Annotated in this window: 22 protein-coding genes and 1 tRNA gene; 13 read left to right on the top strand and 10 right to left on the bottom strand. The window is 28.0% G+C overall.

The features are described 5' to 3' along the window. Positions 1–2: 2 nt before the first annotated feature. Entirely contained in the window at positions 3–266 is a 264-nt protein-coding gene (locus BINT_RS02250) for a hypothetical protein (RefSeq protein ID WP_014486938.1), read from the bottom strand. 252 nt (positions 267–518) lie between these two features. Here BINT_RS02250 and BINT_RS02245 point away from each other — a divergent pair, with 252 nt between their 5' ends. After that, positions 519–992: a chemotaxis protein CheX gene (locus BINT_RS02245; RefSeq protein WP_012670917.1), complete on the top strand. Its 474-nt coding sequence runs from the start codon at positions 519–521 to the stop codon at positions 990–992. Positions 993–994: 2 nt separating this feature from the next. Next, positions 995–1,327, top strand: a complete 333-nt coding sequence (locus tag BINT_RS02240) for a hypothetical protein (RefSeq protein ID WP_014486937.1) — start codon at positions 995–997, stop codon at positions 1,325–1,327. 6 nt (positions 1,328–1,333) lie between these two features. Here BINT_RS02240 and BINT_RS02235 read toward each other — a convergent pair whose 3' ends face one another. Together BINT_RS02235 and BINT_RS02230 are read right to left on the bottom strand one after the other, a co-directional pair. Continuing rightward, the gene (locus BINT_RS02235; protein ID WP_014486936.1) at positions 1,334–2,473 is read right to left on the bottom strand and encodes an HD-GYP domain-containing protein; all 1,140 of its coding nucleotides are present in this window, start codon (positions 2,471–2,473) and stop codon (positions 1,334–1,336) included. A 116-nt stretch (positions 2,474–2,589) separates the two neighbouring features. Further along, the gene (locus tag BINT_RS02230) at positions 2,590–3,600 is read right to left on the bottom strand and encodes a hypothetical protein (protein ID WP_014486935.1); all 1,011 of its coding nucleotides are present in this window, start codon (positions 3,598–3,600) and stop codon (positions 2,590–2,592) included. 166 nt (positions 3,601–3,766) lie between these two features. Between BINT_RS02230 and BINT_RS02225 the strand changes: the two genes are divergently transcribed. Then, positions 3,767–3,850: transfer RNA gene (locus tag BINT_RS02225), tRNA-Leu, on the top strand. Positions 3,851–3,878: 28 nt separating this feature from the next. Next, positions 3,879–4,136, top strand: coding sequence for a response regulator (locus BINT_RS02220; RefSeq protein ID WP_234944345.1), 258 nt, complete (start codon positions 3,879–3,881; stop codon positions 4,134–4,136). A 92-nt stretch (positions 4,137–4,228) separates the two neighbouring features. On the opposite strand, the gene BINT_RS02215 is transcribed toward BINT_RS02220, so the two are convergent. Together BINT_RS02215 and BINT_RS02210 are read right to left on the bottom strand one after the other, a co-directional pair. Next, positions 4,229–6,019 (bottom strand): sensor histidine kinase, encoded by a 1,791-nt coding sequence (locus tag BINT_RS02215; protein WP_014486933.1) that lies wholly within the window; start codon positions 6,017–6,019, stop codon positions 4,229–4,231. A 7-nt stretch (positions 6,020–6,026) separates the two neighbouring features. Further along, positions 6,027–6,632 carry an HAD-IA family hydrolase gene (locus BINT_RS02210; protein WP_014486932.1) on the bottom strand — a complete coding sequence of 202 codons (606 nt, stop codon included), beginning with the start codon at positions 6,630–6,632 and terminating at the stop codon, positions 6,027–6,029. Between the two features lie 505 nt (positions 6,633–7,137). Between BINT_RS02210 and BINT_RS02205 the strand changes: the two genes are divergently transcribed. From BINT_RS02205 to ptsP, 9 genes are all read left to right on the top strand, one after another. Then, positions 7,138–9,186, top strand: a complete 2,049-nt coding sequence (locus tag BINT_RS02205; RefSeq protein WP_014486931.1) for a hypothetical protein — start codon at positions 7,138–7,140, stop codon at positions 9,184–9,186. 21 nt (positions 9,187–9,207) lie between these two features. After that, complete coding sequence (locus tag BINT_RS02200) at positions 9,208–12,747, top strand: midas domain-containing protein (RefSeq protein ID WP_041177179.1); 3,540 nt, start codon at positions 9,208–9,210, stop codon at positions 12,745–12,747. Between the two features lie 27 nt (positions 12,748–12,774). Beyond that, on the top strand, positions 12,775–13,038 hold the full coding sequence (locus BINT_RS02195; RefSeq protein WP_014486929.1) for a hypothetical protein: 264 nt from the start codon (positions 12,775–12,777) through the stop codon (positions 13,036–13,038). Between the two features lie 16 nt (positions 13,039–13,054). After that, the gene (map, locus tag BINT_RS02190; protein WP_014486928.1) at positions 13,055–13,849 is read left to right on the top strand and encodes a type I methionyl aminopeptidase; all 795 of its coding nucleotides are present in this window, start codon (positions 13,055–13,057) and stop codon (positions 13,847–13,849) included. 487 nt (positions 13,850–14,336) lie between these two features. After that, the gene (gene aroC, locus BINT_RS02185; protein WP_014486927.1) at positions 14,337–15,446 is read left to right on the top strand and encodes a chorismate synthase; all 1,110 of its coding nucleotides are present in this window, start codon (positions 14,337–14,339) and stop codon (positions 15,444–15,446) included. A 95-nt stretch (positions 15,447–15,541) separates the two neighbouring features. Then, positions 15,542–16,936: a CCA tRNA nucleotidyltransferase gene (locus BINT_RS02180; protein ID WP_014486926.1), complete on the top strand. Its 1,395-nt coding sequence runs from the start codon at positions 15,542–15,544 to the stop codon at positions 16,934–16,936. Between the two features lie 2 nt (positions 16,937–16,938). After that, positions 16,939–17,721: a type III pantothenate kinase gene (locus BINT_RS02175; protein ID WP_014486925.1), complete on the top strand. Its 783-nt coding sequence runs from the start codon at positions 16,939–16,941 to the stop codon at positions 17,719–17,721. A gap of 186 nt (positions 17,722–17,907) precedes the next feature. Beyond that, positions 17,908–18,174 (top strand): HPr family phosphocarrier protein, encoded by a 267-nt coding sequence (locus BINT_RS02170; protein WP_014486924.1) that lies wholly within the window; start codon positions 17,908–17,910, stop codon positions 18,172–18,174. Between the two features lie 29 nt (positions 18,175–18,203). Next, positions 18,204–19,949, top strand: a complete 1,746-nt coding sequence (ptsP, locus tag BINT_RS02165; RefSeq protein ID WP_014486923.1) for a phosphoenolpyruvate--protein phosphotransferase — start codon at positions 18,204–18,206, stop codon at positions 19,947–19,949. 67 nt (positions 19,950–20,016) lie between these two features. Here ptsP and BINT_RS02160 read toward each other — a convergent pair whose 3' ends face one another. From BINT_RS02160 to flgE, 5 genes are read right to left on the bottom strand one after another with little or no spacing between them, the layout of a single operon-like run. Next, positions 20,017–20,889 carry a class I SAM-dependent methyltransferase gene (locus BINT_RS02160; RefSeq protein WP_014486922.1) on the bottom strand — a complete coding sequence of 291 codons (873 nt, stop codon included), beginning with the start codon at positions 20,887–20,889 and terminating at the stop codon, positions 20,017–20,019. Positions 20,890–20,904: 15 nt separating this feature from the next. Further along, positions 20,905–21,705, bottom strand: coding sequence for a flagellar motor protein MotB (locus tag BINT_RS02155; RefSeq protein WP_014486921.1), 801 nt, complete (start codon positions 21,703–21,705; stop codon positions 20,905–20,907). A gap of 17 nt (positions 21,706–21,722) precedes the next feature. Beyond that, complete coding sequence (locus tag BINT_RS02150; protein WP_014486920.1) at positions 21,723–22,514, bottom strand: motility protein A; 792 nt, start codon at positions 22,512–22,514, stop codon at positions 21,723–21,725. Between the two features lie 39 nt (positions 22,515–22,553). Further along, positions 22,554–22,778 (bottom strand): flagellar FlbD family protein, encoded by a 225-nt coding sequence (locus BINT_RS02145; RefSeq protein ID WP_014486919.1) that lies wholly within the window; start codon positions 22,776–22,778, stop codon positions 22,554–22,556. Positions 22,779–22,831: 53 nt separating this feature from the next. Further along, positions 22,832–24,157: a flagellar hook protein FlgE gene (gene flgE / locus BINT_RS02140; RefSeq protein ID WP_014486918.1), complete on the bottom strand. Its 1,326-nt coding sequence runs from the start codon at positions 24,155–24,157 to the stop codon at positions 22,832–22,834. Positions 24,158–24,278 lie beyond the last annotated feature (121 nt).

Here is a 24,278-nt window from a genome sequence, read left to right as displayed (position 1 = left end):
TATCAATTCTCTTCATAATTTTTTCTTATAGTTGAATATCTTTTTTGTATATTAATCGTAGTATCATTAGTTATCGGCATATTATAATCAAATCCTATAGGTAAAAAACCCAATTCAGTCATACCTCCGCAAATTTCTAAAACTTCAGACACTGAAATGCCATATTTACAAAAATATACTCCCTGATTAACAACAGCTCCTTTTACTGTAATACTAATTAATTTATTATTTGCATTTTTATTTTTATAAAAAAATTTATAAAACACCAAATACAAATATCAATAATGTAAAAGATAAACAAAGTATTCTATCTCTCATAATATTATCGGTTACTATCTTACGTAACTATATAAATTTATTTAATGATATCATTCTTTTTATTTGTAGTCAAGATTTCTGTTAATTAATATATAATAATTATATTTTTTACTTGAATATTTACTTAATAGTAGTATACTATTAAGAATATTATATTTATTTCCGATTATTATTAAAAATAAATTATATGGTGTTATTATATGTTTGATTTAGATGTAGTAAATGCTTTTAGCAAAGGTACAGTAATTATATTAAAAAGTTATTTCAATTCAAAAGTTGGAAAAGGTGATGTAAGAATATACAGAAATGCCAATCATGTTGGAGGCGTTATAGTATTTGTAGGTATTACTGGAGATTTAAGCGGAAGACTTATGTTTAATATGAGCAAAGCAACTGCTTTTAAATTGGCTTCAGCTCTTAATATGGAATCTATAACTTCAATAGATGATATATTTATTGCTACTATCAAAGAATTTGTTAATATGGTTGCTGGAAGCGCTATAAATGATTTATCAACAAAACATATAGATTTGGATATGACTCCTCCTGCAATACTTATGAGTGAGCAAATGTCTATGCTTGAAAAGGAAAATGATAAAATATTATCTATAAATTATAAAACAGAATTAGGTGAAATATTTATGAACTTAATTTTGTTTAATCAAACTAATTGATAATGCCCAAAATAATACAATATCCGTTAATATTATTTATTATAGCTTTAATAGCAAAAATAATTATTGATAATATTTGTATAATAATAAAATCAAATAAGTTTTTAAATAAATACTTTAAAGATAAAGATAAATTGTATTCTTTAGAAGAAGTTTCCTCAGCTTTTAGATTGGAAAAAGAGCATTTTTCACAGCTTTTATCTACATTAGAAAAATATCATTATTTTTCTTTCTTTAATAAAAAAGGTGTTACAATGGTAAAAGATTACTATTCAAGATATGAATTAAAATATTTAGTGCGTCTTTTATCCAAAAAACAAAAGCTAAAATACTGATTATTATTACATTATCTCTTTTATAAATAAGTCATTAGATGTAGATAAATCAACAACTTCTAATCCATCACTAACAGTACCATCAAGATGTTTAACAATAGAAAGTACAGGTCTCAAAGGCAAATTAGGATTTTGTTCTATAACTCTTGCTATAGAGCCATTTGAAAGTTTCACTCTTGTATTATTAGGATAGAATCCAACAGCCTTCTGAAATGCTTTTACAACATCACTGTCAAAATCTTTTTTAGCTAAAGATATTATAATTTTTACAGCTTTATCAGGAGTGCATGGCACACCATGTTCGCCTTTAGTTATTAAATTATTAAAAGTATTACAAATAGAAACTATTTTACTGTACAAACTTATATCTTTATTATCTTTTTGAAAAGGATATCCGCTTCCATCGTATTTTTCATGATGTTCTAATACAATATCCGCTATATTATCATCTAAGTTATCCCTTTTTACTAATTTATATCCTTGGGTAGGATGTTTTTTCAATATAGCTTCTTCTTCCTTGGTAAGATTAACTTTTGAAAGCAAACTTTCCTGTATAAGAACTTTCCCTATATCATGTACTAAAGCCCCAAGCATAATGTTAGCCATATCTACTTTAGTAAGATTCAATTCACCAGCAGTAATAGCAGCCAATGTTGCAACATCAACTGCATGTTTATACATAGTTTCATCTTTTCTTTTTAACATAGAAAGATAAGAGTGGGCATCTTTATTTTCTACAATAGAAGAAAGCATATTATTCACTTCCTTTTTCATAGAATCAAAGTCTATTCCTCCACCCTTTTTAGCTGTTTCATATAATGACTTAGTTTTTTCTATAGTAGATTCCTGTCTTTTAGCAACTTCCTGACTATCTATTTTAAGTATTTTCTTTCCATTCTCTTCCATTACGCCTCTTAATACAGGTTTTTTACCGTCTCCGGAAGTATTAACAGTATTTTCTTTTTTTAAATCCAAAAGCTCCATTACACTAACTGTAGTAATAGAATTTCTTTTTAAAGTTTCTATAATATCTTTTGTAATAACAGTTCCAATATCTACAATTCTTTTATCATCGCTATTATATATATTACTGGCTACTTTCATTCCCTCTTTTACTTCATTTAATGGTATAATAATCTTTGGCATTTAGTTCCTCACTATAAATAAATCATTATATTAAAGAATATAATATCATATAGTTGTATATTATCAAGTAAAATTATGTTAATTTATATATATAAAATGTTGGAGCAATTATAAATTTATGTATTTTTTCCAAATCTTATTGATGTTACATTATATTTATTAAGCCTTAATATGAATCTAGCCAATATTACAGCAAAGAATAATGCAGCTACTATGAAATAATTAGCTATAGATAGTGTACTCTCATTCTGTATACTATTAAGTCTTTCTGATTTAGAATTTATACTTTCATCTATTGCATTAGCTTCGGATATATTTCCGCTTTCCATAAGAGAGCCTTTTCTAATCCTCAAATTATCTATTTCTTGTATTATAGTATCAGCCTCTCTGTCTTTTTTTATATTCTTATAAAGATTATATCCCCAAGTACCTATACCTATAAGTGATAAAATAGAAGTTATTATAATCAGCACCAATATAGCAAATCTTCTTTTTTTTATACTTAAATTCGATATATTCAAAGATTTTGACTTTATCTCCTCAATATGATCTGCTAATTCTTTCGATTCAGGATATGTTAATTTAGCTTCTTCTATACATGATAAAAGATTAAGCATAGATTTATATCTTTCTGATCTTTGAAAACCTAAATAATATTTATCTATCTCTTTTATTTTATCCTCTACAGTATGTTTAACTATTTTAGGTTTCAAAAAATATGATTTTTTTTTCTTTTTCTTTTTATTTTCCTCTTCTGAAGTTTCATTTATTTCTTCATTATCATTATCTACAAGATTAATATTATTTTCATTATTACTATCAACAAATCCTTTATCTAATTTTCTAATTCCTCCTAATGTGCTTTCTTGACTTACTGTATTTCCATTCTTGTCTTTTATCTGAACTCTTATTCCGAATGTATTTCTAAACATAGCTTCGGCACTTTCTACACTGGTATCCTTGTTAATAACTATAAAAGCTTTTTGATTTTTTCTAGGGTCAGATATTTCAAATAATTTAATATTATCAGATTTATGAGCTCCTTTATATATTCCTAAAGATACTCCAAATTCTCTGTCAAAAGCATCGAGCAATTTCGATATAGACATATCTAATGTAATCTTCATAATAAACAACCTTCATAATATAGTTATTTTACCATATTTTACAATAAATAAAACATATAACTATAAAAAAAGAAAAAATCTATAATATAATACTTGATTTTTATTCAGTATAATTTATAATCTAAGCATCAAAATACTTAAATTTATATGTTTTTATATAGCATAAGCCGAGATGGCGAAATTGGTAGACGCAGCAGACTCAAAATCTGCCTGAGGCAACTCAGTGAGGGTTCGAGTCCCTCTCTCGGCACATTAAATTACTATAAATGAGTGTGCCTATGAATTACTCAGCTATAATTATAGATGATGATAATAATAGATTGAACAAACTAAAAGCTACTTTGGAAAGTTCTTCTATAAAAGTATTAATAGCTGAAAATTTATATGAACTTATAAGTAAAATATATAAATATAGTGTAAAAATTCTAGTATTTAATCCCAATCTTGTATGGATCAATGTGATAGAGTTCATTACGGAACTAAAAAACTTCCTAATTATGATGAATTTACAATATTTTTTTTATACGAAGATATAGATATAGACTTGGAAAAAGAGGCACAAAAGCATAATATAATATGTATGAAATACCCTCTACATATAAATAAATTAATAAAAATTATAGAATCTTTATGATTCAACCATAAACTTTATAAAGAAAGTAGTACCTTCATCTGGTATCGATTCTACATCTATAGTTCCATTATGTTCTGATATTATTTTCTCTACAGTAGAAAGACCTATACCTGTACCCTTTTCTTTAGATGTAAAATATGGCTCAAATATTTTATGTAAATTATTATTTTCAATGCCAATACCTGTATCTGTAATACTGATAATAAAAAATTCGTTCAAATCTATAATTTCATGGTATGATGATATATATATAACAGATCTTGAAGACTTTTCCATAGCTTCTATAGCATTTTTTATCAAATTTCTAAAAGCCATTATTAATTTTTCCCTGTCCATATTGATAAAATAATCATGCTTACTCAATACTACACTAAATTTAATAGTATTTATATTCTTAAAAGATTCTAAAACTTCTATTAAAGCACCATTAATAGACTGTTTTTCATCAGAAAGTTTAATAGCAAATGAAAATTCAGAAAAGGATCTCACCAAATTAGAAATTACATTAGCATTTTTTATTATGATATTAGAAGAATTTTTAGCTCTTGCAACATCTTTTTCTGTCATATTTACAGATATTTTCCTATCTATAAGTTCAGCATTCATTATTATAGGCATAAGAGGGTTTTTTATTTCATGAGCTACTTTAATGGCTGCTTCCCTCCAGGTTTCAAGTCTTGCTCTTGTATTTTCTCTATCTCTATGGTATTTTAATGCCCTAGCCATTACATTGAATCTATGTATCAAATTTCTCATATCATGTACACCACCAAGCTTCATATCTATATTAAAATCAGCATTAGTTATAGAGTTTGTAGCATTAAGTATTAAACTTATAGGTCTTGTTATAAGTCTTGATAAAGCTATTCCTAATATTATTGAAAAAAATGCAGATATACCTAAAATAAATATATATAATAGGCTAAGTATCATAGAAAACTCATTAGTAAACATATTTACAGAGTTATATATCCTAAAACTTTCCAAAGCATTGTTTCTTACTTCTATATAATTCTTTGGCATAGTTTCAGACCATATAACATAATTATTGCTATATGATAATGGTATAATAGCATTAACATAAAATGAACCGTTATATTCACTATTGATAAATAATGTATTAGTATTAGTTAATTTATAGTTAATATCAAGAGGTATATAATTTGCAGAATTAAAAAAAATTATATTATTTACATTATAAGAATTTGATAAAAACACTATATTACTAAAATATTCTGAAGTCTTTATCATCTGGCTTATATCCTCATACTCTGAATAACCTATTCCTAAATTCTCAAATAAATTATTAAAATAATTGATGCCTATTTTATCTATAACTTCAGACATAAATGCTTGTTTTTCAGTTATTTCTTTATTTGAAATGTCTATTACATATTCTACAGAACTGTTTATATTTTGATCCAAAAATAAATTTAAGTTTGTCTTAATTATATATGTTGATATTTTACTTATAACTATGCTTGGAAGAACAGTCATAAGCCCCATAATCAATACTATTACCAATTTTAGATGAGAACCTTCTTTTTTCATTATAGCATCAACTATAAATTTAATTATAACTATAACACCTATTATAATGCTTGTAAGAGGAAAAAACATTACAGAAAATGTATAAAATTGATTTGTAATGTTAGGTTCATATATAAAACTGCTTATCCATAAAGTGGCTATAAAATTTACTAAAGTAAAAAAACATATAAGACTTGGAAATAATATTCCATATCTGTTTTTTATTTTTAATAGTATTTTCTTAATAAAATTCATAATATAATTATTGTTTAAGCATATCTTTTAATATAGTTTTCATATCGTCTATTTTTTTTAATTGCATAGCATTAATACCAATCTCTAAAGCAGTATTAACATTATTTATATTATCATCTATAAATAAGCATTCATCAGCTTTTAGGCTAAATTTATTCAAAAAATATTCATAAATATCCCTATTGGGTTTAATCATTTTTATATGAGCAGAAACCACTCCTCCAATACAAGTATTATCAAAAAAATCAGTTTCTTTTCTTAATTCTTCAAATGTTTCTGAAGGCATATTAGATAGATAGTATATATCATATCCTTTATTTTTATATTCTTTAAGTAAAGAAATATTGTTATGATTCTTATTAAGACATAAAGTTAATGAACTGTCAAACAAATCATCTATAATTTTTTTATATTTAGGATTCATTTCTATAAATAGTTTTCTTGCATCATTAAAGGCTAAATCACCTTTATCCATAAGATGCCAATTTTTATTTGCAAATGAATTTTGCATAAACTTATCTTTATCTTCATCATCTATATATTTATTCATAAAATCATTTACACTAAACTCATATAATACATTTCCAATATCTGAAACAATATTTTTTATCATAAAAATAACCTTTATATCTAAAAAATAAAAATTTATTAATATTATATTTTCTATAAAATGTTTGTCAAGTATATACAAAATTAATCAAGATAGAAATAAATTTATTAATATTATGTTAATTTTATTATTATAGTCTTGACAAATAATTAAAAAGCATTTATATTGTAGGCAACTCTGCTGTTCTCGTTGAACGATAGTACATTCTTGCGCCAGTATAAATTAATGCATTAGGGATCTGGAGCGAAGCATTAATGATAGGCTCGCCGTTATCGCGATACGGTTTTGAGAAATCAAGGTCATGTTTCTGGGGAACCCACCTGACGAAAAAAGTCAGGCGCATTTATGTCGTATACGGCTCAGCGGAGCTTTTTAATATTTAATATATACCTTCCAAATTAATCCCAATAACCAAGAAAACATTTCAAGTAAAATTCGCTTTAGCCGATAACTAATATAGTTTTTTATATCTTTATTATAAGATAACTATATCTAAAGGCTGAATACTATGAATGAAAATAAAAAACAAAAAATAATGAAAACAGTTTTAAGTTTAATGATATCTTTTCTTATCATTTTTATAGTGGCAATGTTTGCACGTGCTGCAAGTAATACTGTATTGCCTGAAAATAACGGCATAGCAGTGTTTATAAATGATTATCTAGATATGATGATGCAGAGAGTAGATAAAATAGCTGTAAAAATGAAAATTAAAAGAAACAGTGTATCTGAATATCAAGTTAATTTGATAACTCAGTCAATATCTGATTATGTAGGATATAGTATGTATCAAACATCAGATTCACTAAAAGATTTTAATCCTAATAATACACCTTCAAAAGCACAAATAGATAAATATAAAAACAATTATTACAAAATGACTGTTGAAAACCCATATTTGAGAGGAATGACTGTTTTCAATATGGAAGGTAAAATGCTTCTCAACTTATATTTATCAAGAAATAAATCTTGGCCTTTAGAACTTCAGGATAATTTATTAAATGAGATAAAAACAAAAGGTTCATTAGTTTTAAATGCTACAAATGAAAATGCCTTTTATATAATGGAGTATATAAAAAATCCTTATGGTGAAATAATAGTTACTACTAGAAATGATTATGCTTATGTATCTGATATAGCTATGTATTATCAAGTGGCTGATAAAAGACTTTATGTAAGTGATGCTAGAAATTCTGTTTACAATGTAAGAGAAGCTGTTGGAGATAACAATATAGAAAAAGTATCCTCTGTTATAAACAGATATGCTTACTATAAAAAACAGCCTAGCTTTATGGTTAATGATTCTCTTTCTGTTTCTATGATAGGAAAAGAATATCCTAACTACTTCGAACTTATAGTATTAGCTATAACAGCATTATTAATATTAGTTTGTCAATTATTCATAAAAGCTGTAGTATATTTCTTCAAGTATCTTATGCAGATAAAAAGCAATAAAGATTATGTTGAAAGCATAAAAGGAAATGATGAGCTTATAAACAATAATATAGTTAATACTCAATTACCTAAATCAAATACTATTGAAGAAATGCCTCCTATTGTTCAAAAGGTACAATATAAAATACCTGACGAATATTTAAAAGAAAATAATGAAGATAAAAAAGAGGATAAATTCAATATAGGAAAAGATATATTGAATATAGTATCTAATATAAAAGAAGAAATAAATGCATGCAAAAATAAATTTGCTGTTGATAAAAAAGATTTAGAAGAAAAGATAGAAAATTTAGAAAATAAAACAGAAGAAATAAAAACTGAAATAGATATTGAAAGTGCATTTGCTAATATCAAAAAAGATTTACAGGAAGAATATGACAGAGCTATGGAAGAAACTTTCTTGGACGATAGCCTTTATGATATGAATAATGAAGAAGAAACTTATGATGATATTAAAATATCAGAAAATGATGATATGATTATAAATGACTATGAAGTAGAAATGCAAGAAGAAAATCATGATATTGCTGTTATAAATGATTATGAAATAGAAATAAAAGAAGAAAGCGATGAAGAAATCAGTAACAATGAAGAGTTTATGTCTATATCTGATGAAGAGTTAAATAATACATCTTCTAATGTGATAACAGAAACTTTATCATTAGATGAAAATATATTAAAAAATAATGTATTAAATAATTCTGAAAAAGAAGAAAATGATTACCAAAAAATTGATAATGAATTTAATAAGCAAATAATAAAAAATGATTTATTATCAAGCTATAAAGAAAAAGAAGAAGAAAAAAATAAAGAATATGTAAGAAATTTATTTAATAGCAAAAAAACTGAAAATCATATAAAAAATGATTCTCATGATATTAGTATGGATATATTAAATTCATATAATAAAGCTATCGATAATATAAAAAATAAAAACGAAAATGAAAAATATGAGGATTCTAAAGATGATGCAAAAACATCTGATTTAGATAATGCATCTAATTCAAGAACAGATGATGTTTTTGCTGCTTTCGATAAAATGTTATCCTCTATAATAAGCAAAGCAGAGGAAGATGCTAAAAGAAGCATAACAAAAAAATAATAGTTATTTAGAGGTGTTAATATGTCTGACAAAAATAAGATATCTATCTTTGTGTATGTATCTATACTTATAAATTTAATAGTTCTTGCACTATTTATTACATTTGTATTTGGTCTGAAAAAAGATGCTTTTGATGTTGATACAAAGAAACTTGATAGAAATGCTTTAATATGTCAGAATAGTATAGTCAATTTAGTTAAAGATTATGATGAAAGACTTAATAAAATAGTTGATAGTTATCCTTTTATTAATCTTTTACAGCAGGTTATATTAAATGGAATAGACACTGCCGAGAGAGACAGAATAATATCAATATTCAGAAGCGGAAACTATCCATTTGATACTGTAGCGTTATATTTGGCTGATGGAAAATCAGTATTTTCTTCACCCGTTAAAACTAAGCCTGTAGATTTAGAAAGCTATAAAAACTCTAAGGCAATTGCATTTTTTGATAAAGATTATGACGGTGTATACTTTGTTAAGCCTATAAAAAATGACAGAGGAATAGAAGTAGGATACATAGTAGCAAGTGTATTTAAAAAAATATTTGAAAATACTCCATACAATTTAAATTTTGTAGTACTTTCTAATGGTGTTGTTTATTATAACCCTTCTATAGATATTAATAGCATATCAATAGATAGTTTAACTCAATATATGAACAAGGATATAGGAAGTACTGGAAATATTGAAGCTGATAATAACACATTTGCATTTTATTCAGGTAAAGTTAAAGATATAGATAATTTCAGCATAGGTATATTAGAGCTTAATGTACCTATAGTTCAAAAATACTTAAAATATATAATACTAGGACTTCTATCATTATCTTTTATTTTCTTACTTACAACAGCTTTAGTGGAAAGATTCAAACCGGCTGCTAATAATAATATAGTAAATGATGAACCTGAAGACGATGACATATACGATGAGAGCGAACCTCCTGAAAATAATTATGCTAATTCAAATATCGTAAATGATGAAGAATTTAATATTGATGATTATGATAATGATATAGAAGGTTTGGATGATGAAAGTATAAAATATCTAAATAAAGTAGATAAAATCACCAAAAATAGTAAAATTGATTTGCCTAATTTAGATGAAGTTGAAGATATAAAAGTCGAAGATCATGATAATAATTTGAATAACATAATAGATTATGAAGATGATGAAATAAAATTAGATGACGTTTTAGAAGATGGTGGAGAAAAACTTAAAGATGATGACGAGGAAGATGAAGATATAAAATTAGAAGATTTATCATCTTTAGATAAAGTATTAGAAAATGAAGATGATGATGAAAGTATTAAATTAGAAAATATAGAAAATTTGGACGATGTACTTGATGAACAAAATAATGAATTAGAAGATATACCTAGTTTAGATGATGTACTAAATGAAGATAATGAAAATAAAGATGATACTACTGAAGAAAATAATGATGAACTAGATGATATACCTAGCTTAGATGAAGTACTTGACGAAGATAATGAAAATAAAGGTGATACTACTGAAGAAAATAATGATGAAATAGATGATATACCTAGCTTAGACGAAGTGCTTGACGAAGATAATGAAAATAAAGGTGATACTACTGAAGAAAATAATGATGAACTAGATGATATACCTAGCTTAGATAAAGTGCTTGATGAAGATAATGAAAATAAAGATGATACTACTGAAGAAAATAATGATGAACTAGATGATATACCTAGTTTAGATGATGTACTAGATGAAATTAATAAAAATAAATATGATAACTCTAAAGATACTAATGATGAACTAGATGATATACCTAGTTTAGATGATGTACTTGATCAAGATAATGAAAATAAAGATGATAGTACTGAAGAAAATAATGATGAAAATATTCCAGAAATGAAAGAATATTCTGATGAGGAACTTTTAGATTCTAGTAATATATTAGATGATGATGAAGATAACAATATAGATGATACTATTGAAGATTTGGACGATATACCTAATTTAAATGATGAAATAAAAGAACCTGAAGAAGATAATGAAGATGACAAAAATATGCTTGAAATGGAAGAGTATTCTGATGAAGAACTTTTAGATAATAGTATATTAGATGATGATGAAGACAATAATATAGATGATACTATTGAAGATTTGGATGATATACCTAATTTAGATGATGAAATTAAAGAGTCTGAAGAAACTGATAATAATGAAGAAGATAATAATGAAAATGTTCCTGAGATGAAAGAGTATTCTGATGAAGAGCTTTTAGATTCTAGTAATATATTAGATGATGATGAAGACAATAATATAGACGATACTATTGGAGATTTGGACGATATACCTAATTTAGATGATGAAATTAAAGAGTCTGAAGAAACTGATAATAATGAAGAAGATAATAATGAAAATATTCCAGAAATGAAAGAGTATTCTGATGAGGAACTTTTGGATTCTAGTAATATATTAGATGATGATGAAGACAATAATATAGACGATACTATTGGAGATTTGGACGATATACCTAATTTAGATGATGAAATTAAAGAGTCTGAAGAAATTGATAATAACGAAGAAGATAATAATGAAAATGTTCCTGAGATGAAAGAGTATTCTGATGAAGAGCTTTTAGATTCTAGTAATATATTAGATGATGATAATGAAGAAGATTTAAATGATATACCAGATTCAGATGATGAAATTAAAGAGTCTAAAGAAGATGATAATGAAGAATTGGAAGAAACTGTTGATAATGATAATAACTCATCTGACAATGATATTATAAAAGGGATTGATGATATTATAGATGATAATGATGATAACAATGAGGGGGATATTTTGATAAGTCATGGTTCTATTTTAGAAGATGAAATAGTAAAAAAAGAAGAAGAATATTTTTCTTCAAGCGATGCCTTTAATTTTTCGCTTAACAGAGATTTTTTACTAGGTGATTATGATGATGAAGAAAATGACAGTAATAATAATGAAAGCTCTAATATATCACCTAATTTCAGCGAAGAATATGATGACGGAGAAGTAATCAAACCTGCAAGTGAAAAAGATACTTTCGATACAGAAGATTTAATAGATAGGGATTTATATGATCCTGAAGAAGTACCTAAAGTTCCAGATGATTTTTACAGAGAGGCAGAAGAAAAAGTTAAAGAAAACATGACTTCTAATTGGAAAAAAGTTTTAAAAGCTCTTAGAGGTAAAAAATTTGTTAATAAAAATATGAATGAAATGCTAGAATGGGTAAAAGAGCAGTCAGGACTAGATATTATACATGCTGCTATGCTAAGCAGACAAGATAATGGAAGTTATGATATAGTAGAATCTCAAAATATATCTGATAGTACAAAAGATAAATTGAATATAAGCGAGAATGAAGCTTTATTCAAAAAGATTCTATCTCATAAAAAGACATTATATGTATCTGATCCTTTCGCTTCAGACTCTATAAAAAGTAAATTTGATCCTGAAGATAGAAAAGATATTTCTCATATGATATTTGTACCGATAGAAAATGATGAAGGAGGATTAAAATCATTTTTTATAGGTTTATCATCTAACTAGTAAAATAAAAGAGGTTATAGAAAACAGATGGAATATATTATAGTAGTATCAGCATTTATAGTTATAGGAATAATTGTCAGTTTGATATTCAGTAAAATACTTAAAATAAAAGTATTCGGCGGTTGGGTTATGATGTTTCTTATAGCAACAGTTGGTGCTTTGCTTGGATCATACTATTTACCTAGATTAAGCAATATACAATATATAAAAATAAATTTATCATCTGCTGTATTGGGATCTTTTATATTGGTGATTCTTTTATATATATTTACTCCTAGATCTTTAAAATAAAGGATATAAAAAATACATGTTTATAAAAGAAGTAAAAGAAATAGTAAAACCTAGTATAAAAGATGATGATGCAATAGAAAACATCAGAAAGGCTGCTGAAATAGCACAGCATTCTATTGATTTGGCATTTAAACTTTGCATGTCAGGAGTAAGAGCTTCTAAAGTAGATAAAGAAGTAGAAAAATATATAAAATCACAAAATGCCTACCCTGCTAATTTTGAAGTTCCAGATTATGGATTTGCTACAAGTATATCAAGCGGAAATGAAATAGCACATGGAAGACCTACAAACAATAAGATACTTGTTCATGGTGAACCTGTATGCGTTGATGTTGGAGTGAAATATAATGGATACTATGCTGACTGTGCTAGAACTATAGTTATAGAAGGCGGTATGGGATCTGTTAATCATAGAGCTTATAAACTTATAGAGGCTTGCAAAAAAGCTTTGGAATATGGTATTTACAAATTAGGACCTAATGTACTTTTAAGCGAATATGGAAGAACCGTTGAAAATAAAGTTCATGAATATGGATTTAGTGTAATAAAGTCGCTTACAGGACATGGCGTAGGCTACGAATATCATGAAGCCCCTTATATATTCAACTTTTATCATCCTAATAATGATGTTATATTAGAACCTAATATGGTATTAGCATTAGAGCTTATGATAACAAATGGCACAGACAAATACGAAAAAGAAAAAGATGGTTGGACTTTATCAACTCCCGATTATTCTTTAGCAGTTCATTTTGAGCATACTGTTTTAATCACTCAAACAGGCATTGAAATTCTAGGTATCAAAAAATAATTATATTCTTTTAATAAAATCTTATTTTAATTTATTTAATAATTCAAATATAGAAAGTTTATCAAAAATAATATATACGTAAATAAATATACTTATCAAAAAATAAAGTTATATTTTGTTTTTATATATACGAAGTACACAGCGTGCAGCACCTCACTTCTTTTATTGGTATAAAATAACCTATATCCTCAATAGGCTCGGATACGCTTCGCGAAGAACTGCATTTATGGTCTAAATTTAGGTTATATCCTATATTTAATAAGTATATATTTAATATAAAGTCATAGTAATTGCGTTTTTTGATACTTTTTTGTGCGGCAAAAAAGTAGATAATTTTATATAAAGTGCATCAATTGACAAACTTAAAAATTTTTAGTTTATTCTTTTAATAAAATCTTATTTTAATTTATCATTTAATAATTCAAATATAGAAAGTTTATCAAAAATAATATATACTAGTGCAAATTAAACTTTAGGAATATATAAAATGGGAAGTGTATTTGGAAATAATATTAAATTAACTTTATTCGGAGAATCTCATGGAGAAGCTATAGGCTGTGTTATAGATGGTTTTCCTTATGGTATTAATATAGATAATCAATTTATAGACAATGAAATGGACAGAAGAAGAGCTAAAAATGCAAAGCTAGCAACTGCAAGAAATGAAGCTGATAAAGTAGAAATATTATCAGGAATACTTGATGATAAAAGCACAGGTATGCCTATAGCAGCTATCATAAAAAATGAAAATAAAAGAAGTGGCGATTATTCTAATTTAAAAACTCTTCCTAGACCTTCACATAGTGATTATACTGCAATGCTAAGATATGACGGATTTAATGATATAAGAGGAGGTGGACATTTCTCAGGAAGACTTACAGCTCCTTTAGTATTTGCCGGTGCTTTAGCAAAATTAGCATTGAAAGAAAAATTTGATATTAATATAGCAGCTCATATAAAACAAATATACAATATAAAAGATAAATATCCAAATAATGTTTTCCCAACTTATGAAGAGTTTACTGATAATTATAATAAGGAATTGAGTGTATTTGATAATGAAGCAATGGATAAAATGATAAAGACTATAGAAGAAGCTAAAATGAATATGGATTCAGTAGGAGGTATTATAACTGCTGCTGTATTTAATATGCCTGCTGGATTTGGAGATCCTTTTTATTCATCTATAGAAAGCAGAATATCACAGTCTGTATTTGCTGTACCTGCTGTAAAGGGAATAGATTTCGGACTTGGTTTTGAATTCGTCAATTATAAAGCAAGCGAATGTAATGATGCTTACACTATAAAAGATGATAATAATATAAAGAGAGTTGAAACAAAAACTAATAATAATGGCGGAATACTTGGTGGTATATCAAACGGTATGCCTATAGTTGTTAATGTAGTTATAAAGCCTACCCCATCAATATCAAAAGAACAATTAACTTTAAATATAGAAACTAAAGAAGAAGAAACTCTTATTATTAAAGGGCGTCATGATCCATGTATAGCTGTGAGGGCTGTACCAGTTATAGAAGCTGCTATTGCTGTTTCAATACTTGATTTATGCCTAGATATGAAAGGAAAATTGATTTAATACTACAATATTAGTATGTTTGTACAGTGTTAAAAATTTGTAATTAATCAAAAATTGTATATACTATATAAAATAAAAACATTATAGGATATTAAGTGAAGAAAATATTTACAGATATACCTCATCCGATAAAAGAAATAGCAAGAATATTATATGTTGAAGGCTTTCAGTGTTTTTTAGTAGGCGGTGCAGTTAGAGATTCTATAATGGGCATCACTCCGCATGAATATGATATCACTACAGATGCAAGACCAGAAGATGTACAAAGAATATTTAAATATACTATCCCAACAGGCATTAAACATGGTACTGTACTTGTAATTATAGAAGATATGCATGTGGAAATAACAACTTTTAGAAGCGATGGAAATTATAGTGACGGAAGACATCCTGATCATGTAGAATATGCTTCTAATATAGAAGAAGATTTACCTAGAAGAGATTTAACAATAAATGCTATGGCATATAACATTTTAGATGGAAGTCTAATAGATATGTTTGACGGCATGAAAGATATAAAAAGAAAAATAGTAAAATCTGTAGGCAATCCTTATGAAAGATTTAGCGAAGATGGACTTAGAATAATGCGTGCCATAAGATTCGCTACTAAATTAGATTTTGATATAGAAAAAGAAACATTTGATGCTATAACTCACTCCACAGGAATGCTTGCTTCAATTGCTGCAGAAAGAATAAGAGAAGAGTTTAATGGCATACTGCTATCCAAAAATCCTTTCAGAGGTTTAGAATTACTTAGAAAAACTGGTGTATTATCTTTAATATTGCCTGAACTTATGCAAGGTTTTGGAGTAAATCAAAATAAATTCCATAAGTATGATGTTTATTATCATATTCTGCATACAATACAATCAGTTGAGCCTTTAGAAACTGAAGAATTAACATTATTGGTAAGACTTGCAGCATTATTTCATGATATAGCTAAACCTATGGTTCAAAAAAAGGTATCAAAACAAGATGATCCTGTTTATTATAATCATGAGGTTGTAGGCGCTAGTATTGCCAAAAAAATAATGAAAAGATTAAAATATTCAAATTCTGAAATAGATTTTGTCACATTACTGGTAAGACAGCATATGTTCTATTATCAAGATGAATGGACTGACGGTGCGGTTAGAAGATTTATGCGTGCTATTGGTGTTGAAAATATAAGACCTCTTTTAAGATTAAGAGAAGCTGACAGACTCGGAAGCGGAAACAGAAAAGATAAAGAAAGCAAGGCTATACCTAAACTATTAGCTAGAATTGATAAAATAATTGAAGAAGAAAATGCTATTACAGTTAAAGATCTAAAAATAGACGGAAATGACTTAATCAATGAATTTAATTTAAATCCGGGACCTTTAATAGGTAAAATATTAAATTATTTACTGGATTTAATATTGGATGAACCAGAATTGAATAATAGGGAATTCCTTATGGAAAAAACAAAAAACTTTTTAGAGAGTAATAATATAAAAGACGGGGTTTAAAAATGTATTTGCTTTCAGACATAGGAAACACTAGAGTTAAGCTAGGAATTTTTGAAGAAAAAAATTGCAAACCTTTATATTACAAAGCCATAGAACATAGTAATGCTTTAGATCTAGTAAATGCCTTAAATGAAATAAAAAATAATCATGCAGATATAAAAAAGGTATTTTACAGCAGTGTTTCACTGAAAGTAAATGATTTATTTGAAGGCAGCATAGAAGATTGTTTTAATATGAAGCCTTATAGAGTTACTCATAATGATATTGAATTAAAAGATAATTTCTATGAACCTAAAGATTCTGTTGGCATAGATAGAATATTATCCACTTATGCTTCCATATGTCTTGAAAAAATCAGTAACAGTAATGAAGATAAATATGCTTCAATAGTTATAGATATGGGTACTGCTACTACAATGAGCATTATGATCTCAGATTTTACATTTTTAGGCGGTATGATAATAGCTGGTACAAAAACAAGTTATCAAGCATTATCAAATGTTACTTCTTTGCCTTATTATGAAATAGGCCCTATACAATCAATACCTAATCCTATAAACAATAATGTAAAAGATGCTATTATGTCAGGTGCTATATATAATACAATAGGTACTGTTAATTATGCTGTATCAGAAACTAAAAAGTATATAAAATCCAAATATAATATTAAATGCAAGATATTTTTAACAGGCGGAATCTCTAATTTAAAATTATTAAAGTGCAAAGTTTATCCGTTTCTAGTTTTGCAAGGTATTTATTTTAATATGATAGATAAAAAACAATAAATCATATAATCATTTATATTTTTTAATAGAAATTTACATAATATTTGTTTTTTATAAAAAAAATTCACTAAAAAACTATGCTCTTAGTATAATAAAATATATCATTTAGTACATATATAATTTGACAAATGAGAAAAAACTGATATACTTTAAACTATATATAAGAAAAGAATAGAGGAGTTGCCAATGACTACAGGTAAAGTTACTATACAAAATGATACAGGACTTCATGCCAGACCTGGTAATGAGTTCGTAACATTTATTAAATCATTAACAGGCTGTAAGATAGAAATAGAAAATGAAGCTGGTAAAAGAGTTAATGCTTCATCTCTTTTAAAAGTTTTATCTTTAGGTGTAAAAAAAGGATCTGTACTTACAGTTTATTGCGATGGTGATAATGAAGCAGAAAATCTAAAAAAAGTAGAAGAATTTATAGCTAATTTAAAAGACTAAATTAAAAATTTTATTTATGGAATTATAATATGGAAAAAAGAATTACTGGTATTGGGGTTTCTCCCGGTATAGCTATAGGTAAAGTTTATCTCTTTTTAAAAAAAGACTTAGTAATTTCTAAATGCCCATGTAAAGAAGTAAATTCTGAGCAGGCTAGACTATTAGAGGCTAGAAATAAAACAAAAGAACAGCTAATAAAAATAAGAGAAACTACTGCCAAAAAAGTTTCTGAAGAAAAAGCTGCTATATTTGATGCTCATATTACTTTGCTTGAAGACGAGGACTTGCTTGAAGAAGTTAATAATATTATAGCTGATGATAAAGTTTGTGCAGAATATGCTTTATCACAGGGTATAGAAGTTTATACTAAAATGTTAAGCGAAGTCGAAGATGAATACTTAAGAGAGAGAGCTGGAGATTTACTTGATATTTCTGACAGATGGATAAGAAATATTCAAGGTGAGGATATAGTTGATGTTTCTAATCTTCCTAAAGATTCTATAGTAATTGCAAGAGATTTAACTCCTTCCGACACTGCTAATTTGGATTTGGATAATACCCTTGCATTTGTTACAGAAATAGGGGGAAGAACTTCACATACATCTATTATGGCTAGATCTTTAGAGCTTCCTGCTGTTGTAGGTGTAGGTGAAAATTTAAAAGATTTAGAAAATAATCAAATTATAATAGTTAATGGAAATACAGGTTCCGTTATCGTAAATCCTACTAAAGAATCTATAGATGAATGCTTGAAGCTTAAAGATGAATTCGATAAGAAAAGAGCTTTATTAAAAGAGTATGCTCATAAAGATGCTATATCTAAAGATGGTACAAAAATTAGAGTATATGCTAATATAGGTTCTCCTGCCGATTTAGGCGGTGTTTTGAAAAATGGTGCTGATGGTATAGGACTTTATAGAACAGAATTCCTATTTATGGAAAATACAGACTTCCCTACAGAAGATGAGCAATTTAGAGCCTATAAGGAAGTTGCTGTTGCTATGAGTGGACATACTGTTACCATAAGAACTATGGATATAGGTGGAGATAAATATTTGCCTTATTTAGAAATGCCTAAAGAAGAAAATCCTGCACTTGGATGGAGAGCTTTAAGAATATGTTTGGACAAAACTTCTATTATTAGAACTCAATTCAGAGCTTTACTTAGAGCTTCAGCTTTTGGTAAGATTAAAGTTATGCTTCCTATGATAGTATCTATAGAAGAGCTTCGTAAGGCTAAAGCTATATTTAATGAATGTAAATTAGAACTTATGAGAGAAAATGTTCCTTTTAATGAGGCTTTAGAATTAGGAATGATGATAGAAACACCTTCTGTTGTATTCAGAGCTGAGGCTTTTGCAAGAGAATCTGATTTCTTTTCAATAGGTACTAATGACTTAACTCAGTATACTTTAGCTTCAGACAGAGGAAACGAAAAAATAGCAGCTATTTGTGATCCTTATAACCCTTCTGTACTTATAGCTATAAAAATGGCTATAGAAGGTGCACATGCAAGTGGAATTATTATTTCTATGTGCGGAGAGTTAGCAGGAGATTTACTTGCTGTACCATTACTTTTCGGACTCGGTCTTGATGTATTCTCTATGTCAGCAATATCAATACCTGAAGTTAAAAAGATGATAATCTCTTTAGAAAAGTCTGAATGTCAGATGTTAGCAAAAAGAGTACTTTCACTTGATACTGCTGAAGAAGTTAAAGCTGAATTATTAAGATTCATAGAAATACATGAAAAAGGCGGTACTATAAGTTATTAACTTAGTGAAAATATAATTAATAAAAAAAGGAGTCAGTAAAATGGCTCCTTTTTATTTTTAAACTTATTTAAGAATAAAACCTTGCATATATTCCGCAAGGAAGAACAATATCTGATTTTTCTATAGGAATACCTATTTCACCGCTTTCAAAAGTTCCATTATGTTTTATAGAAGTTGATAAAATATTTTTTAATGATATATGAGAAAAACTTGCCGTATAACAATTTATCAAAAAAAGAATAGGCTCATCTGACAAAAGTTTAACACATTCTTCTACTAATCTTTTTAAACTAGTTTCTATTTGCCAAAGTTCTCCATTAGGACCTCTTCCATATACAGGAGGATCCATTATTATAACATCATACTTTCTTTCGCGTCTTATTTCTCTCAATACAAATTTGATAACATCTTCTATAATGAATCTTACTTTTTTATTTTGCAAATTGTTTATTTCTATATTTTTCTGTGCATGCCCTACTATTTTTTTTGAAGCATCAACATGTACAACTTCATTACAATCAGCATAAGCACAAGCAACAGTTGCACCGCCTGTGTATGCAAATAGATTTAATGCTTTTATTTCTTTATTTATATGAGTAGAAGATTTTTTTTCTTTTATTTTATCAATAATGAACTGCCAGTTAACAGCCTGTTCTGGAAAAATTCCTATATGTTTGAAATTAGTAAATTCTATTTTGAATGATAAATCTTGATACTTGATGATAAAATTATCTTTAGGCTTATTTATATACTGCCAATAACCTCCGCCCTTATCCGAACGATGATATATAGCATCTAATTTATCCCATTTCTTTAACTGTTTAGACCAAATAACTTGAGAATCCGGACGGGATACTAAAAATCCGCCTATATTCTCAAGTTTTTCGCCTTCACCGCAATCTATAATTTTATAGTCTTTCCATTTATCAGCTAAGAGCATTTTATTTTTTACACTTTATCTTTGATTATAATAAGTAACATCATTTCTTACTACAACGATATCAACCCTTCTATTTAAAGCCCTTCCATCAGGTAAATCATTAGATGCAACCGGTCTTGTATCGGCATATCCAGCAATTGAATATTTATTTCTATCCAATTTACCAGCCTGATCATTTTCAAATATTTTTTCTAAAATAACCATAGCTCTTGCAGAAGAAAGTCCCCAGTTATTACCAAATTTCTGTTCTGTAATACTTCCAGGAATGATAGAACCTGAATCTGTATGACCTTCTATTCTTACATCATTCGGCAAACCGCTAAGCACAGAAGCTAATTTGATAAAAGTTTCAACATTATTTTGATTATCAACCAAATTAGTAGAAGCAGATTCAAAATACTGATCCGCACCAAGGCTTATAATAAAACCTCTTTCATCTTCTTCGATTCTTACCTTTCTGCTTTTTATTTCTGATTCTAAAACAGAAGTTGCCTTATCAATACTTCTTCCAACAGAATATCCTCTATCAGTAGAAGGCAAATTATCAACGGTAGCTCCTCCGTAAATAAGTCTGCTTTGTGATAAAGTGGTACCACCAGGCATAACACCAAATGATCCTTGGAATGCTGTAGCGATAAGCTGTATAGAAGAATCGTTAACAGAACTAGACATTGTTGCAAGAAGCATTACGAAGAATGTCAATACTAATGTTACGAAGTCTCCATAAGTTTGAAGCCATAAAGGGGCTGAAGGACCCGGTACTTGAGCCTTATCACCTGCTTTTTTAGCTTTTTTACCAAATTTAATAGTAGCCATTATTTACCTCTGAATTATTATCTGTCTCCAACTTGTTCATTAACCTTCTGACGCTGAGAAGGAGGCAAGAAAGATATAAGCTTATCTTTTACTATTCTAGGGTTATCACCAGCTTGTATAGACAATATACCTTCTAGCATAATACTTTGAACTGTAGCCTCAGATGAGTGTCTTGCAGCAAGTCTACCTGCTATAGGTAAAGCAAAACCGTTAGCTATAACAGAACCATAGTATGTAGTAATAAGTGCTACCGCCATACCTGAACCGATTGCTTCAACACCACCACCACCACCTAAGCTTCTAAGCATGATTACAAGTCCTATCAATGTACCAATCATACCCCAAGCAGGATATAAAGAAGCAGCATCTTCAAATACTTTTCTTACTGTATCGTGCCTTGCTTCTACGTTATCTATCTCTGTATTCAAAATATTTTTTACAAGTTCTGGGTCTGTTCCGTCAACTACAAGCTGCATTCCTTTTTTAAGTAAAGGATCTGAAATCTCTTGTATATCGTCTTCAAGTACAAGCAAACCTTCTCTTCTTGCTTTTTCTGAAAAACTTAAAAGTGTTATGATTATCTGTGCTTCATCATAATTAGGTTTATGAAGAAGTACTTTAATAGCTTTAGGAACACCCAATATAGTGCCCATATCATTGGCAACTAAAAGAGAAGTTGTTCCTCCTAGTCCTGTAACGATAGCAGATGCGATATCTATCATGTGTCCTACATTACCGCCTCCACCAATGATACCAAACAAATTGATACCTATTACCAAAAATACACCTAATGGTACAATTATATCCATATTTTACTCTCTACCTAAAATTTTATTTTTTATTTATTTTCATTCTTCATTACCATAGAACGATGGCTTTTTTACAGTTTTTTCATCAACTATTCTAGTTCTGTATTCTATTATTCTATTAAGCACCGTTTCAAAACTATCTTTAGTTACTACCTTCCTTCCAGATAACATTGTTATTACCAAATCAGGAGTCTCCTCCATGAATTCTATTTGATGAGGATTAACATATAATATACTTCCATCAAATCTTGTTATATGTATCATATATCAGAAACTCCTAACTCTATTATACTATAAAATTATAAAAAGTCTATTTATTATCTCTTAAGAGCTATAACTTCCTGAAGCATTTGGTCTGCTGTAGTTATAGTTCTAGCATTAGATTGGAATCCTCTTTGAGTTACTATCATATCTGTAAACTGCTCACTCAAATCAACGTTAGACATCTCTAAAGTTCCTGCTTTAATAGAACCTCTGCCCTCTGCTGAAGCAACACCTATATTAGCAGCTCCTGAGTTATTGCTTTGTACAAATAAAGTATCTCCTGCTTTCTCTAAACCACCTGCATTATTGAATTTAGCTAAAGCAACTTGACCTAAAGTTTTTCTATTTCCATTAGTAAATACACCAGTAATCTGACCGCTGTCATCAAAGCTGAAACCTTCTAGCATACCCATAGTATAACCGTCTTGTTCTATGGCTTTAGTTGTTGATGGTGATTCAAATTGTGTAATACCATTAAATAAACCAACTTCACCTAAAGTAAGGTTAATAGTTTGATTTACTTCACCTTCTGTTCCTTGATAAGTGAAAGATACATTAGGCATTAATACACCTTCTGTTTGTGTGTTAGTTCCGTCACTTACTGAAATCAAAGAACCAGCATCATTGAATACTAATTGGAAAGTATTGTTTCCGCCGCCTTCTACTGGATCTCCTGCTGATACACTTACACTTCCTTCTGTAGCATCTGGTATATCTATTACCATATCCCATCTGTTAACATCTGTTCTAGTGAAAGTTGCTCTTAATTGACGAGGTATTCCTGTAGAATCATATATAGTTAAATCTGACTGATGTGTTTCTCCGCTCTTTTGTAAGTTACAGAAATATTTTGTATTAGCTGTAGCTCTTGCTGGGTCTTTTGAACCTACTGGTATAATTATATCTTCTACACCAGCAGCAGTATTTAAATCCATTTCACCAGTTTCTGGATTAAGTACAGCATTCCAACCTTGTACTTTATAACCGTTAGAAGGATTTACTAAATATCCATCTTTATCTAAAGAAAAAGCACCATTTCTTGTATAATAAGAATTATTGCCTCTTTTTTCAATAAAGAAACCTTCTCCCTGAATAGCTAAATCAGTGTTTACACCTGTAACTTGTAAAGCACCTTGAGTATGTATAGTGTCGATAGTTGCAACCATCATACCTAAGCCTACCTGCTGAGGATTGATACCGCCTCTATCCTCTTGCGGCTTAGCTGCTCCGCTTAAAGATTGGCTTATCATATCCTTGAAAGTAACTCTTCCTCTTTTAAATCCGTAAGTATTAACGTTAGCTATGTTATTTCCAACCACATCCATTCGAGTTTGATGATTTTGCAAACCAGACACGCCGGCAAATAATGAACGCATCATAAGGCGTATTCCTCCAAAAATTTTAATATTTCTTATAAATATTTTCGGTATAATTAAAATTTGTTTAATACTTTTTTATCCATTATTTCTATATACTTATTATTTATATATTTATAATTGA

This window comes from Brachyspira intermedia PWS/A (genome assembly GCF_000223215.1).
Taxonomy (GTDB): Bacteria; Spirochaetota; Brachyspiria; order Brachyspirales; family Brachyspiraceae; genus Brachyspira; species Brachyspira intermedia.
This window is presented reverse-complemented; position numbering and strand designations above follow the sequence as displayed.

Coding starts and splice junctions, on each gene's coding strand:
- BINT_RS02215 (WP_014486933.1), bottom strand. CDS start 6,019: ATGAATTTTATTAAGAAAATACTATTAAAAATAAAAAACAGATATGGA.
- BINT_RS02160 (WP_014486922.1), bottom strand. CDS start 20,889: ATGCTCTTAGCTGATAAATGGAAAGACTATAAAATTATAGATTGCGGT.
- BINT_RS02240 (WP_014486937.1), top strand. CDS start 995: ATGCCCAAAATAATACAATATCCGTTAATATTATTTATTATAGCTTTA.
- BINT_RS02220 (WP_234944345.1), top strand. CDS start 3,879: ATGAATTACTCAGCTATAATTATAGATGATGATAATAATAGATTGAAC.
- BINT_RS02245 (WP_012670917.1), top strand. CDS start 519: ATGTTTGATTTAGATGTAGTAAATGCTTTTAGCAAAGGTACAGTAATT.
- BINT_RS02170 (WP_014486924.1), top strand. CDS start 17,908: ATGACTACAGGTAAAGTTACTATACAAAATGATACAGGACTTCATGCC.
- aroC (WP_014486927.1), top strand. CDS start 14,337: ATGGGAAGTGTATTTGGAAATAATATTAAATTAACTTTATTCGGAGAA.
- map (WP_014486928.1), top strand. CDS start 13,055: ATGTTTATAAAAGAAGTAAAAGAAATAGTAAAACCTAGTATAAAAGAT.
- BINT_RS02235 (WP_014486936.1), bottom strand. CDS start 2,473: ATGCCAAAGATTATTATACCATTAAATGAAGTAAAAGAGGGAATGAAA.
- BINT_RS02175 (WP_014486925.1), top strand. CDS start 16,939: ATGTATTTGCTTTCAGACATAGGAAACACTAGAGTTAAGCTAGGAATT.
- BINT_RS02155 (WP_014486921.1), bottom strand. CDS start 21,705: ATGGCTACTATTAAATTTGGTAAAAAAGCTAAAAAAGCAGGTGATAAG.
- ptsP (WP_014486923.1), top strand. CDS start 18,204: ATGGAAAAAAGAATTACTGGTATTGGGGTTTCTCCCGGTATAGCTATA.
- BINT_RS02195 (WP_014486929.1), top strand. CDS start 12,775: ATGGAATATATTATAGTAGTATCAGCATTTATAGTTATAGGAATAATT.
- BINT_RS02145 (WP_014486919.1), bottom strand. CDS start 22,778: ATGATACATATAACAAGATTTGATGGAAGTATATTATATGTTAATCCT.
- flgE (WP_014486918.1), bottom strand. CDS start 24,157: ATGATGCGTTCATTATTTGCCGGCGTGTCTGGTTTGCAAAATCATCAA.
- BINT_RS02200 (WP_041177179.1), top strand. CDS start 9,208: ATGTCTGACAAAAATAAGATATCTATCTTTGTGTATGTATCTATACTT.
- BINT_RS02210 (WP_014486932.1), bottom strand. CDS start 6,632: ATGATAAAAAATATTGTTTCAGATATTGGAAATGTATTATATGAGTTT.
- BINT_RS02205 (WP_014486931.1), top strand. CDS start 7,138: ATGAATGAAAATAAAAAACAAAAAATAATGAAAACAGTTTTAAGTTTA.
- BINT_RS02150 (WP_014486920.1), bottom strand. CDS start 22,514: ATGGATATAATTGTACCATTAGGTGTATTTTTGGTAATAGGTATCAAT.
- BINT_RS02230 (WP_014486935.1), bottom strand. CDS start 3,600: ATGAAGATTACATTAGATATGTCTATATCGAAATTGCTCGATGCTTTT.